Source organism: Pontibacter sp. LHS2 (assembly GCF_058932845.1).
Genome location: NZ_JBZYWG010000003.1, coordinates 24,288 through 39,525 on the forward strand (window position 1 = coordinate 24,288; position 15,238 = coordinate 39,525).

At 44.1% G+C, this 15,238-nt stretch carries 15 protein-coding genes; all 15 read right to left on the reverse strand.

Annotated elements, in window-relative coordinates; genetic code table 11:
- Positions 1–75: 75 nt before the first annotated feature.
- On the reverse strand, positions 76–345 hold the full coding sequence (locus AC5FX6_RS13375) for a hypothetical protein (protein ID WP_493597560.1): 270 nt from the start codon (positions 343–345) through the stop codon (positions 76–78).
- Between the two features lie 32 nt (positions 346–377).
- The gene (locus AC5FX6_RS13380) at positions 378–932 is read right to left on the reverse strand and encodes a DUF420 domain-containing protein (protein ID WP_493597561.1); all 555 of its coding nucleotides are present in this window, start codon (positions 930–932) and stop codon (positions 378–380) included.
- Entirely contained in the window at positions 910–1,578 is a 669-nt protein-coding gene (locus AC5FX6_RS13385; RefSeq protein WP_493597562.1) for an SCO family protein, read from the reverse strand. The genes AC5FX6_RS13380 and AC5FX6_RS13385 overlap by 23 nt, the downstream gene beginning before the upstream one ends.
- 11 nt (positions 1,579–1,589) lie before the next feature.
- Entirely contained in the window at positions 1,590–1,937 is a 348-nt protein-coding gene (locus AC5FX6_RS13390; protein ID WP_493597563.1) for a cytochrome C oxidase subunit IV family protein, read from the reverse strand.
- Between the two features lie 74 nt (positions 1,938–2,011).
- Positions 2,012–2,758, reverse strand: a complete 747-nt coding sequence (locus tag AC5FX6_RS13395) for a cytochrome c oxidase subunit 3 (RefSeq protein WP_493597564.1) — start codon at positions 2,756–2,758, stop codon at positions 2,012–2,014.
- A 24-nt stretch (positions 2,759–2,782) separates the two neighbouring features.
- Positions 2,783–3,373: a cytochrome c oxidase subunit 3 gene (locus AC5FX6_RS13400; protein WP_493597565.1), complete on the reverse strand. Its 591-nt coding sequence runs from the start codon at positions 3,371–3,373 to the stop codon at positions 2,783–2,785.
- A gap of 3 nt (positions 3,374–3,376) precedes the next feature.
- The gene (gene cyoE / locus AC5FX6_RS13405; protein ID WP_493597566.1) at positions 3,377–4,273 is read right to left on the reverse strand and encodes a heme o synthase; all 897 of its coding nucleotides are present in this window, start codon (positions 4,271–4,273) and stop codon (positions 3,377–3,379) included.
- Positions 4,273–5,349, reverse strand: coding sequence for a COX15/CtaA family protein (locus tag AC5FX6_RS13410; RefSeq protein WP_493597567.1), 1,077 nt, complete (start codon positions 5,347–5,349; stop codon positions 4,273–4,275). Before AC5FX6_RS13410 ends, cyoE begins: the two co-directional genes overlap by 1 nt.
- Before the next feature lie 5 nt (positions 5,350–5,354).
- Entirely contained in the window at positions 5,355–7,181 is a 1,827-nt protein-coding gene (locus AC5FX6_RS13415; protein WP_493597568.1) for a cytochrome c oxidase subunit I, read from the reverse strand.
- An 18-nt stretch (positions 7,182–7,199) separates the two neighbouring features.
- A complete protein-coding gene (locus tag AC5FX6_RS13420) occupies positions 7,200–8,264 on the reverse strand; it encodes a cytochrome c oxidase subunit II (RefSeq protein WP_493597569.1) in 1,065 nt (354 codons plus the stop codon).
- 24 nt (positions 8,265–8,288) lie between these two features.
- Positions 8,289–9,578, reverse strand: coding sequence for a quinol:cytochrome C oxidoreductase (locus AC5FX6_RS13425; protein ID WP_493597570.1), 1,290 nt, complete (start codon positions 9,576–9,578; stop codon positions 8,289–8,291).
- Positions 9,579–9,604: 26 nt separating this feature from the next.
- On the reverse strand, positions 9,605–10,237 hold the full coding sequence (locus AC5FX6_RS13430; RefSeq protein ID WP_493597571.1) for a c-type cytochrome: 633 nt from the start codon (positions 10,235–10,237) through the stop codon (positions 9,605–9,607).
- The gene (locus tag AC5FX6_RS13435) at positions 10,237–10,761 is read right to left on the reverse strand and encodes a DUF3341 domain-containing protein (RefSeq protein WP_493597572.1); all 525 of its coding nucleotides are present in this window, start codon (positions 10,759–10,761) and stop codon (positions 10,237–10,239) included. Before AC5FX6_RS13435 ends, AC5FX6_RS13430 begins: the two co-directional genes overlap by 1 nt.
- Positions 10,754–12,181, reverse strand: coding sequence for an NrfD/PsrC family molybdoenzyme membrane anchor subunit (gene nrfD / locus AC5FX6_RS13440; protein ID WP_493597573.1), 1,428 nt, complete (start codon positions 12,179–12,181; stop codon positions 10,754–10,756). Before nrfD ends, AC5FX6_RS13435 begins: the two co-directional genes overlap by 8 nt.
- A 20-nt stretch (positions 12,182–12,201) precedes the next feature.
- On the reverse strand, positions 12,202–15,204 hold the full coding sequence (locus AC5FX6_RS13445; RefSeq protein ID WP_493597574.1) for a TAT-variant-translocated molybdopterin oxidoreductase: 3,003 nt from the start codon (positions 15,202–15,204) through the stop codon (positions 12,202–12,204).
- Between the last annotated feature and the right edge of the window lie 34 nt (positions 15,205–15,238).

Sequence of the window (15,238 nt, forward strand, 5' to 3'; positions counted from 1 at the left end):
GTTAATCCTACATGTGGTTTATTTTTTTAGAAATACATTTTCCGAATTGATCTATTCCTCAACAGAAGTAGACCCTTACGCTATCTTTGCTTTCTTCTTTTGATTGCTCTTGTACCATAGAACCCCTACTGTACCAACTAGTACATAAGGTATAAGCATCAGGTATAGGATTCCAGTATTTAAACCTGAACCCACCTGTGAGTCGGAATCCGTGCTGCCGGTGCCTACATTCGATTCAACAGTAGCACGACACATGGCACACTGGCTATAGGCATCTGTAGATACTAAACTCAGAGAGAGCATCATCAGGCCCGCGATAAATATTCTAAACAATTGACGCTTCATGACTATTTAACAAGCTTTTAGTGTTCCTGGTTCTAACTATAATACGGCGAAATCAAAATATAGACAAGCACTCCTGTAACGGCTACATACAACCAGATCGGGAAAGTCCATTTAGAAATGCGACGGTGGCGTACGAATTGCTCTGATAAAGCAAAGTACATCGAAAGTAGCACAAGCGGTACTATCACAACGGCCAGTACAATGTGTGTTAGGAGAATGAAGTAATAAAACAGTTTTAGAAAACCTTCTCCCCCATAGATAGTGCGTTCTCCCAGAAAATGATAAGTCACATAAGATACCAGGAAAATAGCTGAAAGGCCAAAAGCTGTTGCCATAGCGTTACGATGCACTCTGGTATTCCCTTTACGGATGTTATAATAACCGATAATCAATGCAATAGCAGTCATCGAGTTAAGTATGGCATGCAGCGTAGGCAGGAAAGATACATCCACTGTCTTAGAGCCTTCTTTCGGCATAAAGAATAGCATGGCCACTACCACAGGTATAGCCACTGATAAAATGGCAATCAGTATTAAAAACTTCTTGTCACTGCCGGTCGCAGGACTATTTTGATTTACTGTATTCATCTAAAAGAACTTTAATTTCCAGTATCAGACGATCCACATCTTCTCTGTCAGTACCGTCATATATACCTCGCACATACTGGTTTTTATCTACTAGCATAAACTTTTCGCTGTGAATAAAATCCTGTTGTCCCTCCACCTTCATTACTGGCAGGTAAAACCCTTTCTGGGCCAAGGTATAGATATCATCACGATCACCGGTAAGGAAATACCATTTATCAGGATTCGCCCCATACCGTTCACCATATTCACTAAGCACCTCAGGCGTATCATACTCCGGATTCACTGTGAAAGAGACAAGCTTAACCTGCGGTTCATCCTGAAAAGCTTCCTGCACACGCACCATTTGCGATGACATCGCTTTGCATATATCCGGACAGGTGGCAAAAAAGAAGTCAGCTACATAGATGTTTCCATCCAGATCTTTTTGAGAAATGGTCTGACCTTGCTGTGAGGTTAACTGAAAAGCAGGGACTTTGTTGAAGAGCGTATCCCCTTCGGCATCACGCAAGACTTCTCCTGTGGCGTTTACCTGAGGGAAATAGGTACGGAGCGTGTAATGATGCTCACCGAAACTACCTATAAATATAAAAATAAGAAGAGGCACTAATAATAGGATGCCTAATATTAGTGCCTTTGAGTTACTCATAATATGTGTACTTAATTGAAGTAGTTTCTAATAGAATCAAAGTAGTAGCTTCCTTCAGAAATAAGGGCTACCATCAGCCAGATGACAAGTGCCATTGGAATAAGAATAGACCAAATCAAAGCTTTTGCTTCATGCTTCAAGTGCATGAACTCTGCTACAATGTAGAAGGCTTTGAAAATAGTCAGAATAATAAAGATTGCGTTACGAAGCGTACCTGCATCCATTGTAAACGCAAAAAGGAACTCGACTGCAGTAAGCGCTACAAGAATGAAGAATGTCTTCCAGATAACTTTTGTCTGCGCTTTAGGTATTTCACCAGTCTGCTGATAATCGTTGGAGTGATCCGAATGAGCTGCCATAGTATGCTTTATTTTTTAGAAAGGCAGCCCCGCTTTGGGCGGGAGCTGCAGCTTTGATGGTTATAATTAATAAATTAGATCAGATAGAAGAAAGTAAATACGAATACCCATACAAGGTCTACAAAGTGCCAGTAAAGGCCTACTTTCTCTACCATTTCATAATGGCCTCGCTTGTGGTATACGCCGTTCACAGTGTTAATGAAGATCATAACCAGTAGTACAACACCTGAAAATACGTGGGTGCCGTGGAAACCTGTGATGAAGAAGAACAAGTCGGCAAACAAAGGAGGTCCATACTGGTTCATGGTCAGGTTAGCCCCAAATATGCGGGTACCGTCTGCCAGCAGCATACCTTCGTCAGTACCAGTGATAAAGTGAGCCCACTCCCACGCCTGGCAACCTAGGAAAATGCTACCAAACAGGATAGTCCACATCAGCCATTTCTGAACGTCGTTCTTATCCATGCGGTGACCGGCCTCTACAGCCAGTACCATAGTCACAGAACTAAGGATCAGGATCATCGTCATCAAGGCTACGAAAGCCAAAGGAAGATCTACTCCATGAAAACCTGGGAAGGCATTAAATACTTTCTCTGGTATTGGCCACCATTCTGTAGAGAACTGGAAATCTTCCGGCGCTCCGGTATAAGGAAGATGACTGTGACGTGACAGACCATAAACAATCAGGAGTGCACCAAAAGTAAAGGCATCTGACAGCAGGAAAAACCACATCATGAGTTTTCCATAGCTCGCTTTTAGTGGTTCATTTCCACCATCCCATGTACCTGTCTTAGGTGCTTCCAGCGTAGTTGATGTAGACATAGTTTAATATTGAAAAAAACGTGTTTAGTGATTTAATCTCAAAAATATATACAAGTATAGCCAAAGACCACCCAAAAAGTGCCAGTAAATGGTGCATAACTGTATGCGCAGCATGCTTTTGGAGTGAACCTTATAACGTAAACTTGACATTATTACCACGGCCACATAAATAAGGCCGGTTACCAGGTGAAAACCGTGTACACCTGTTAATACATACATGAATGAACCTGAAGGGTTACTAGTTTCTCCTCCGAAGTACACATTGTTACTTACCAATTCAGCCCAGCCATTCCACTGACCGATCAGGAATGCTATTCCGAGACCGAACGTCAGATAGAGCATAAGGCGTAATCTACTTATGTTATCATTTGCTGCAGCATTAGCAGCCAGCTGCATTGTGACACTGCTCAAGGCAATGATCACCGTATTAATCAGTAAGATGTTTGGCAGATCGAATTCTAGCCAGTTGCCTTCAGCACGACGCACTAAATAGGCGCTCGTAAAGGCTGCAAACATCATAATTATACTAATAATAAGCAACCACAGTGTAAATTTTAATGGATGTATTCCTCCTGTGTTGTTCTCCTCTCCCAATGATTTGGCAACCATATCCATATCCTAAATTTTATCTAAAACGAAAGCTATCTGCACGATAGGCAAATACAAAATAGACACAAACATAATATTCATTGCTGCTTTTTTAGTGCAAGTCCGCATCAAATGAAATGTCTGCGCCAGAAAACATACTCCACAAACCACAGCGATCAAAGCCGAAGTAGTACCGGTCATTCCGAATTGTAAAGGCAACAAGCTAAGCGGAATCAGCACCAGGGTATAGATCATGATCTGAAATGCCGTTTTCATGTTCTTGCCCCCTTCCATCGGAAGCATCTTGAAACCAGCCTTTTTATAATCATCATCAAGTACCCAAGCAATCGCCCAAAAATGTGGGAACTGCCAGATGAACTGTATTCCGAACAGAATCCAAGCCTCAACACTCATCACTCCTGTTGCAGCAACCCAACCAATCAGGGGAGGCAACGCACCAGGTATAGCTCCAACAAATACATTGATAGGGCTAATACGTTTTAGCGGGGTATAAATAAAACCGTAAAGAACAAGGGACAGCAAAGCAATAGCTGCTGTCAGGGTGTTGAAGAAGGAAGCTAATATGACCAGACCACCAACTCCAATCAGAACACCGAAGATCGCAGCTTCTTTTACACTCAGGGTATTAGTTGGAAGCGGCCTGTTGGCAGTGCGTTCCATTAACTTGTCAAGATCTTTCTCAAGAATCTGGTTAACGATATTGGCTGCGCCTGTTACCATTAAACCACCAAGCATCACTAATGCTATCTGAATCCAACTTCCACCCGGATGCCCAAGTATATAACCTATCGCACTTGAAAAAGCTACTGTTAAACTTAATCTAAACTTCAGAAGCTTAAAATAGGCTGATGATTTTTGTGCCATATTGGCTAGGGACAGTACCGATTCTGATCTATCTGTAATCATTAGTTAAGAACCACTACCGGTTTTTCAACCGCCTTCTTTGAGGCGTAGTAATAAACAATCAATATTAGAAACTGAACACCAAATAGCAAAGTAGCTATTGTTAAGTGCAATGGTTGCAAGACAGCCGGTATAGCGAAGTAAGCCATCACTATTCCAAACACGATCTCAGCGGCAAGCAGCGCTAGCATCCAGTTTGTCATCATATTCAACTGGCGATCTTTAAGCTTATATATCAGGTAAGCCATATAAAGATGTAGTACCAGTAACAGAATAGAAAAAGAGCGATGAATATAAAAGCTCAATCCGAGCTGATCTACCCACAAATCTCTGTTACTACCATTCATTTCAAATGCCACGATATCAACTTCCTCACGCACCTGTGTCCCGATCAAAATCTGAACGAAAGTAGCAAATGCCACGAGTCCAATAATGAAAAACACCTGTTTGGAGGGCTCAAATCGTTTAGCTATAAAAGCAGCCTGCGATCTTATAACAGCATACTGCAGTAAGGCAACAATCACAAGAGCCAGCGCCATATGCACTGTAATGGTCACAGGGAGTAAGTTGGTAGAAACTACTATAGAACCTAACCAACCCTGAAAACCTACCAGCACAAAACTGATCAGGGATAAAAAGAAAACAGACTTATCTGTTTTAAGATAAGGCACGGCATAAACTACTGTGAGGAAAATCAGAATCCCTATCACCACCCCTACCAGACGATTGATATATTCTATCCACGTCTTCGTCACATTAAAATCTGTTTCAATGTGTTGCAAAGGGTGTTCTCTCAATTCTGTAGCTACTTTATCAACTCCTATCTTATCCAGAAACCCGGCTAGTTTCTTATTCTTCTCTACACGCTGTTCCTTGTAGACTTCCAGATAATCATCTGGTAATTGGCTAACATCAGTTGGAGGAACCCAACTGCCAAAACACTTGGGCCAGTCCGGACATCCCATTCCTGAGCCCGTGCTCCGCACGATTCCTCCAACTAATATTAGAAAGTATACAGCTAATACTGTAAGTACTCCAATATTTCTAAACCTTTTGTATGGAAAAGATTTATCTATCATTTATGCTATTCTAAGTCTCTCTCGTACGGCAGGTTTGAAGACTGCGTCTGAGAGAATGGTACGTTCTGAGGAATGTAATCTTCAGTTGCACCTGGTTTACTGTAATCGTAAGGCCATCTGTAAACAGTTGGGATCTCACCTGGCCAGTTGCCGTGTCCTGGGTTAACTGGAGTGGTCCACTCAAGTGTGTTAGAGTGCCATGGGTTAGCTGTAGCACGACGACCTTTGAAAATACTGTAGATGAAGTTAAATAAGAAGATCAACTGTGCAGTAAATCCTAATATAGCTGCGATACTGATAAAGCTATTCAGGTCAGTAAATGTGTTGAATGCATCAAAACCTGTCCATGAGTAGTATCTTCTTGGGAAGCCAGCAATACCGATGTAGTGCATTGGCATGAACACCAGGTATGCAGACAAGAATGTAAGCCAGAAGTGAATGAAGCCTAGCTTCTCGTCCATCATGCGACCAAACATCTTAGGATACCAGTGGTAGATACCACAGAACATACCGAAGAAAGCAGCAGCACCCATTACAAGGTGGAAGTGAGCAATTACAAAGTAGGTATCGTGTAACTGAATATCAAGCGCCGAGTTACCCAGAATAATACCGGTCAAACCACCAGAGATGAAGAGCGATACGAATGCAATCGCAAACATCATAGCAGTCGTGAAACGAATATTACCTCTCCACAGTGTTGCCAACCAGTTGAACACTTTTACCGCAGATGGAACCGCAATGATCAGAGTTAAGAACATGAAGACTGATCCCAGGAAAGGGTTCATACCTGTCACGAACATATGGTGCGCCCATACTACGAAGGACAGTAGTGAAATACCTAGGAGTGAACCAATCATGGCTCTGTAACCGAAGATTGGCTTACGAGAGTTTGTCGCGATAACTTCTGATACAATACCGAAAGTTGGAAGGATTACGATGTATACTTCTGGGTGACCAAGGAACCAGAACAAGTGCTGGAACAGGATGGCACTACCGCCTGAGTGTGCAAGAGCTTCTCCAGCGATATAAATATCAGAAAGGTAGAAGCTGGTACCGAAGCTACGGTCAAAAATCAACAGCAAAGCAGCTGAGAAAAGTACTGGGAAAGAAAGAAGTCCCAGAATAGCTGTCAGGAAGAAGGCCCAGATTGTCAAAGGCAACTTCGTCATCGACATGCCTTTTGTTCTCAGGTTAATTACTGTAGTGATGTAGTTAACACCACCAAGCAACTGAGATACAATGAACAGTGCCATACTGATCAACCACATGGTCATACCACCTTTTGAACCTGATATCGCCTGTGGTAGTGCACTTAGTGGAGGATATACCGTCCAACCACCACCAGCAGGACCGGTTTCCAGGAACAGCGACCAGAACATAACCACGCTTGCCAGGAAGAAGATCCAGAAAGAAAGCATGTTCATGAATCCAGATGCCATATCACGTGCACCAATCTGCAATGGAATCAGGAAGTTACTGAAGGTACCACTTAAGCCAGCTGTTAGCACAAAGAATACCATGATAGTACCGTGCATCGTTACCAGCGCCAGATAAAACTCTGGATCGAGTTTACCATTTACGATCCATCCACCCAGGATAGGCTCTAGGAAAGTGAATGTAGCCTCTGGCCATCCAAGTTGTAGACGGAAGATAATCGAAAGGAAGCCACCAATAAAGCCCCAGAAAATACCTGCAAATAGAAACTGCTTTGCAATTACTTTGTGATCCTGGCTGAAGATGTACTTCTCAAAGAAGTTTTGATCATGATGATGATCATGCTCGTCATGAGCGTGATGTACATCTTTATTTAGAGAGATATCTGTACTCGACATTGTTGATTAAATTTATTACTACAACTCTGTTTTTACTTCTTCTGCACTCTTCTCAAGCACCACCTGATCTTTAGTATCTTGTGTGAACTTTGTAAGAAGCTGTGGATTCTGCTCAATGAATGGTGCCTGAGAAGGAGCTGCTAACCACTCCTCATATTCTTCAGGCTCGTCAACCACTAGGATAAAACGCATTGCAAAGTGACCACGGCCGCAAATTTCAGTACAGGCTAATTCATAATTGAAATCAGGATTACCAGTTTCAGAGCGCATTTCTGCTGTGGTTTTAGTAGGCACAAACCAGAACTTGGTTGGCATACCTGGTACAGCATCCATTTTAACACGGAAATGCGGTAGGAAAACACTGTGAATAACGTCTCTTGAACGAATCTTCAATAGCACCGGCTTACCTTTAGGCACGTGGATTTCACGTGGCATAAAGTCATCCATTGCATTCGGATCGCTGAAGTTTACACCCATTTCATTTGTAGCATCAATGAAATTCACACTAGCTTCTCCCAATTTACCATCAGCACCTGGGTAACGAACAAGCCAGCTAAACTGCTTACCCATAACCTCTACAATCACAGCATCTGCTGGTGCAGCACTTGTGATGTTTGCCCAAGTCTTCCAACCAGCAAATACTAATAGAGCCATTACTACAGCAGGGATCATTGTCCAAACGATCTCCAGTTTGTTATTGTGTGGGTAGTAGTATGCACGCTTGTCATCTTTATGCTGGTATTTATAAGAGTACCAGAAAAGAAGAATCTGCGTGATCACAAACACGATACCGATGACAATCATGGTTGTCCAGAACAGACTGTCTGTCCATTCGCCGTGCACTGAGGCAAGCGGCTGGTTCATTGTTTCCCATGAATCGGCAAATGACCAGGCAAAAGCCGCACCTCCACCGATCAGGAAGAGGAGCAGCAATACGCTGTTTACTTTATTACTTGTTTTGGTAGTTCCGACAGCACGCTGTGTCGATCCTCTAAAAATGGAGGCTAGTGTCCCGATCCTGAATAAAAGGAACAGGATAACTATTAACAGGACTATGGATAAACCTATGGCGAACGTAATCATTATATAACGCTTTTAGTATGATCTCTAAACATGATGGTGAACACTCTCCTCCAGGAAAGGGTGATTTACTGGCACGAGTGAGGCTTTTGTCAAACCTTTTGTGAAAGTAATCAGGAATACACCCAGGAAGATTAGTGTAGTGCCAATCTCAATAAATCCGATACCTGCATCTGTACGCATTGTGCCAGGCATCATCATCAAGTAGAAGTCCAGCCAGTGGCCAGCAAGGATCGCGATTGTCACGATTTTCAACATAATCATTTGACGTTTTGCATCTCTTGTCATCAAAACAAGGAAAGGGAATGCAAAGTTTATCAAAAGATTAGTAAAGAATATCCACTTGAAATGTCCACCGTTTCCACCAAGGCGCTCGATGAAATAAATTGATTCCTCTGGAATGTTTGCATACCAGATCAGCATGAACTGAGAGAACCAGATGTAAGTCCAGAAGATGGAGAATGCAAATACAAACTTTCCAAGATCGTGGATGTGGTTAGCATTTACCAGTTTCAGGTAGCCATTCTGCTTCAGTATAATTACTGTAAGAGTAATTACTGCCAGGCCAGATACCCACCAGCTGGCGAATACATACCAACCGAACATCGTAGAGAACCAATGTGTATCAATTGAAAGTACCCAGTCCCAAGCAGACAGAGATGAAGTTACACCGAAAACTACCAGGAACATCGCTGAAATTCTGATGCTCTTATGATAGAAATCCGTACCTCCATGCAGGTCCTCGCTGATTGAGTTTCTTCTCAGCCAATTGAAGAACAAGATCCAAAGCACGAAGTATACTACCATTCTGATCACAAAGAACCAGAAGTTTAGGAATGGCTCTTTACCTGCGATGATTGGGTCATACTGTGGGTTAGGCGTTACACCGTCTTCCAGGAATTGGTTATAAAGATAATCATGTGTCCAATGGAAGATGTCATGACCACCCAATAGGAATGTGATCAACATAACGGCACCTCCGATTGGCAGGTAGTAGCCCATTGCTTCAGGTATACGCTTAATTAGCACAGACCATCCTGCATAAGCCACATACTGTACAGCTACGAAGAATACACCCACTAGCGCAATACCAGTAAAGTATACGTTATTTAACCAAAGGTTCATGTAGAGCCTTTTGGACCAATGAGCTGCCTCGTGGCCAGCTGCAGCTACTTCACCATGCCCTTCGGCGTGATGATCACCGCCACCAAGAGCAGCTATGATTATACCGGCTATAAGCAATACAACACCTATAGCTATCATTAAGAAAAACTTGTTATTCGTTTTTCTGGAAATGATGAGTCTTTCTTCTGTCATTATCCTTTTGATATTATGCCTTAGACTTAGTTAGTAGGTGTAGTACCTGTTTCTTCCGTATTCTCTGCCTCTTCAGTTGCTGGAGCAGGCGCTTCGCCTCCCTGTAACTGCTGCACGTACATCACGATTTTCCAACGCTCGGTTGGATTAACCTGCGAACCGTGTGGCATCATACGACCACGACCATTTGTAATTACATGGTAGATGTGACCTGCAGGCAGTTCTGCAACGCGACCTGCTGAATAAGAAGGTACACCTTTGAACTTCTGTCCTACAAGACCCTGTCCATCACCCTGATCGCCATGGCATGGTGCGCAAAAACGCGTATACAATACCTGACCTTCTGCAAGATGCTGTTCGTTGTACTCTAGCGGGTTCTTAAGCTCTACACCTGCTACTTCAGCTTCATCCTTCGATAGGTACATGTTATAACCCATTTTACCACGAGCTACGGAGCCCATTGCTGGTTCACGCATGTTCAAGCCACCAGGGTTATACAGGTTTTCCTTTACTTGTGAATAAGGATCAAGCGGAACGGAGTGATACATGTCTGGAGCGTACTCCAGGCCTGGATCCTTTTCATTGCTACAGGCCACCAGCATGGCTCCTGAGAATAATACGGCAGAGGCTTTAATGCCTAGATTTAGTAGACCTTTCATTATTTAATTACCTCCTTCTCATTAACTTCGATAGCACCATTAGAACGAAGCAGATCATTAAGGGCAGTCATGTCAGTCTTTCCTTCTTTTACTTCGATCGCCATTACGAATTTATCGTCTGTAGAGCGCTTGTCAAAAACGTTCACCTTAAAGGATGGCTTGAGCTTTGTTACAATAAAGAAAGTGATTACCATACCAAATGCGGCGCAAAGTACGGTAAGTTCGAACGTCACAGGAATGAACGCTGGTAATGATATGTGTGGCTTACCACCAATAATCATTGGCCAGTCAAAACCCAGCATCCAGATCTGCATCCAGAGGGCGAAAGAAGTACCGAACATACCGCAAAAGAATGCCACAATCGGAAGTCTTGAACGCTTGATACCCAATACATCATCTATACCGTGAACTGGATACGGTGAAAATACTTCGTAAATGTTAGTACCGGCAGCCCGTACGTTCTCGATGGCCTGAAGCAGGACATCCTCATCATCGTAGATACCTAGAACGAATTTTTTAGTCATTGCTATGATGTGTATTAGTGTGCGAATCCTTATCTGTACCGTGCATTGTCTTATGTGGATGGTGCTTCACTTCTGAGGATGATTTCAGAATAGATTTCACCTCCGCCATGTTCACTACAGGGAAAAACTTGGCAAACAATAGGAAGAGTGTAAAGAACAAACCAATTGTTCCTACATAGATACCAATATCGATGATAGTTGGTGAGAACATCGCCCAAGAAGATGGAAGGAAGTCTCTGTGCAACGAAGTTACGATAATCACGAAACGTTCGAACCACATACCGATGTTCACAAAGATGGTGATGATAAAAGTGGCTGTCAGGCTTCTTCTGATACTTCTGAACCAGAATAGCTGCGGTGTAATTACGTTACACGTCATCATAGCCCAGTATGCCCACCAGTAAGGACCAGTAGCACGGTTGATGAAGGCATATTGTTCGTATTCTACACCTGAGTACCAGGCAATGAAGAATTCAGTAATATAAGCAACACCTACGATAGAACCTGTCAGGATAATTACCTTGTTCATGGACTCCACGTGCTCCAAAGTAATGTAGTCTTCCAGTTTGAATACTTTACGCGTGATGATCATCAGCGTCAGTACCATGGCGAAACCAGAGAAGATCGCACCTGCTACGAAGTATGGAGGGAAGATTGTCGTGTGCCAGCCTGGAATCACTGAAGTTGCAAAGTCCATGGATACGATCGTGTGTACAGAAAGTACCAGTGGTGTTGCAAGGCCTGCCAAGATCAAGGACACTGTCTCGTAACGAGACCATGCTTTGGCTGAACCAGTCCAGCCAAATGAAAGGAAAGCATATGCTCTGCGTGCGATTGGACCGGTTGCTCTGTCGCGGATAGTAGCAAAGTCAGGAATAAGACCGATGTACCAGAAAACAAGCGAAACAGAGAAGTAAGTCGAGATTGCAAATACGTCCCAAAGGAGCGGTGAGTTAAAGTTAACCCAAAGTGAACCGAATGTGTTTGGCAAAGGAAGTACCCAGTAAGCCAACCAAGGACGGCCCATGTGCAGAACCGGGAACATCGCAGCGCAAATTACGGCGAAGATCGTCATCGCTTCCGCTGCGCGGTTAATGGAAGTTCTCCATTTCTGACGGAACAGGAGAAGGATCGCTGAGATCAGCGTACCGGCGTGACCGATACCTACCCACCATACGAAGTTGGTGATGTCCCATGCCCAACCTACAGTCTTATTAAGTCCCCACTCGCCGATACCGTACCAAAGGGTGCGGTAAGTAGAGTAGATAAAAATAGCAAGGCCTACGAGAGCTACAGCAAGGGCAGCGGCCCAACGTGCGTTGGGCTTGGCCTCCACCTGTCTGCAGACATCTTCGGTGATATCGTGGTATGTTTTACCCCCCGTTACCAGAGGCTCTCTTATCGGAGATACGTGCTGCATAGCGCTATCTAATTTATAAATTAAGCTAAGTTTCTAATTTTTGTCAGGTATGTCACGTTCGGCTGTACGTTCAGTTCTTCCAGTACGTGGAAGGCACGCTCACCCTTCTCACGGGCAAGAGTCTTAGAAATACGGCTTTCAGGATCCAGCATATCACCGAAGATGATGGCTTCAGTTGGGCATGACTGCGCGCAGGCACTCACGATCTCACCATCTACTGGTCTTCTGCTCTCACGCTTGGCTTCTAGTTTGCCTAACTGAATACGCTGTACGCAGAATGAGCATTTCTCCATTACACCACGTGAACGAACTGTAACATCTGGATTCAACACCATCTTACCCAGGTCGTTGTTCATGTTGAAGTCAAACTTATCGTTGTTAGCGTAAGCGAACCAGTTGAAGCGACGAACTTTGTAAGGGCAGTTGTTAGCGCAGTAACGAGTACCTACACAACGGTTATAAGCCATTTGGTTGATACCTTCAGAGCTGTGCATGGTAGCAGCCACCGGGCAAACAGTTTCGCATGGCGCATGGTTACAGTGCTGGCACATCATTGGCTGGAAGATTACACTTGGATTCTCAGCCGGATCTTCCATTGTCTTGTAATCCTTCGCCTCGTGCTCCACCGCGCTGTAGTAACGGTCGATACGCATCCAGTGCATTTCGCGACGGTTCAGAACTTCTTGCTTACCCACAACTGGGATGTTGTTCTCAGCCTGGCAGCTTACTGTACATGCACCACAACCAATACAAGAGTTCAGGTCAATGACCATACCCCAGTGGTGGTTTTTGTACTCGTAATCTTCCCAAAGTGAGATAGCGGCTGGCTTAGCAGGACCTTCGTGTGTTGCAATGCGCACATACGTGGTTACCTCTTTCGGATTGCTCTTATAATTAGCCAGTGTATTCTCCTGAACTACCAGACGATCCATGATCGTATGGTGCGTTTGCATTTGAGCGATCTCTATTGTTGAGCCAGTTTTCTCAAGCTGCACAGCACCTACAAACAGGATACCATTATCAACTACAGTCGCTACAGGGAAGGCATTGGCACCACGTCCTTTTGCAGTAGGCATTGCGTCTACTTCACGTCCGTAGCCCATTGCTATACCAATAGTACCTTGTGCTTGTCCTGGCTGAATAAGAGCTGGAAGCTCTAATGACTTACCATTAGCATAGGTTACTTTCACTACATTGCCTTGTATAACACCCATCTCCTCTGCCATCTTGCGTGGCATTGTGATGTAGTTATCCCAAGTCGCCTTTGTGATTGGATCGGCCATTTCCTGCAACCATGGGTTGTTGGACTCTGATCCTGTACCGATACCTACTTTTTCATACACGACAGCCTCTATTCTACCGCCGGCAACGGCTCTTGGAGCTCTTCCTGCAGCATCAGCAGCTGTCATAGTACTTGCGGCACCTGTATTAATGGCCAGCATGCTGGTACCATTTTCCAGTACGCCATCGTGTACGGCTTTCTCCCACTGGGCATCAGTGCCGGCAGCACCTTTACGCCAGTTGTTGCGGATATAGTCGTAGTAAGTCGTTTTATTGCCACTCCAGGCCAGTAAGCTATCCTGCATCTGACGAGTCATGAAGATTGGGCTGATTACTGGCTGTGCCAGACTCAGGAAGCCTTTCTTCGGCTCGAAGTCATTCCATGACTCCAGGTAGTGGTTGTCTGGCGTCACGAAATCAGCCAGCGCTGCTGTCTCCTCTACTCTATCAGCAAAAGAAACTTTCAGCCCTACTTTCGCTAAACCAGTCTTTACGCGGTCAGCAAGTGGGTGATCATATACTGGGTTTGCATTGTAGAAGAAAACTGCTCCTACACTGCCATTGTTCATTTCTTCAATCAGTCGAAGCATCTGCGCATCGTTACCCTGCTTCACAAAATATGGAGAAGCGGTATCGATCGTAGTGCCTTCTGCACCAATAGACTTGTTGATCGCTGTTACAAGTGTTTGTATAGCTGGATCGTTAGAGCCAGAAACTACCAAAGCACGACCATTATTAGCTCGCAGGTCTCTGATAGCATTCTCTAAGGCTTTCTTGTCAACGTTCGCTGGAGCACTTACTCCCTGACCTGAAAGGCCATTATAAAGAGCTGTTACGATAGCAAGTTCTTCAGAAGGCTTGATCGGAACACGCACGTCTGCATTAGCACCTGTCAAAGACATGATAGTCTCGAACTGGTAGTGGCGTGACATGTTCGAATTCTGAGCAGTGATCTTTCTGTTCTGGATGTACTGCTTTGCAAAAGGAATTGGTGCAACCCATGTTCCCAGGAAGTCAGCGCTAATGCTTACAATAATGTTGGCCTTGCTGAAATCATAACCAGGCACAACACCACCGTTAGCACCTATTAGGGCTGAAGCAGAGTTCGGGTCATACGTTACGTGTTCGAAGTTACCTAGACCAGCACCAAACTCGTTGATCAACTGCTTGGTAGATGGACTGATTACAGTAGATGACACCAACGCTACTTTGCCGTTTACATTAGAAAGGGCAGAACGGATTTGGCTATCTACCTGCTCCCATTTGGCTTCTTTGCCTTTGATAAGTGGAGTACGTAGTCTGTTATTGTCATACAAGCTCAACACAGAACCCTGTGCTTTAGGGCTTGTACCCAATGGTGTAAGCGATGAGCTAGGGTTTGGCTCTACTTTAATAGGACGACCTTCACGTGTTTTCACCAACACGCTGTTGTAGTCACCATTGTTAAAATAAGTAGAGGCATACCAGTTTGCCACTCCAGGCTCAACGTCAACTGGCTTGTTCAGGTATGGTATTGCCTTTCTTACAGGAGCTTCGCATGAAGCCAGTGTAGCGGCAGCCAGACCGAAACCTAACAGTTTCAGGAAGTCTCTGCGTGGTGCGGTCATTCCGGTTGACTCACCCTCGCCGTTGGCTTCGTTTATCGGCAGGAATTCTGGAAACTCATTATGAGCGTTTTTCGCGAATTCAGGAGTATTCTCAAGCTCCTCTATTCCTTTCCAGTATTTTATTCTGTCTTGCATATTATATCTAGAAAACTCGAATCCTTTAATTTAA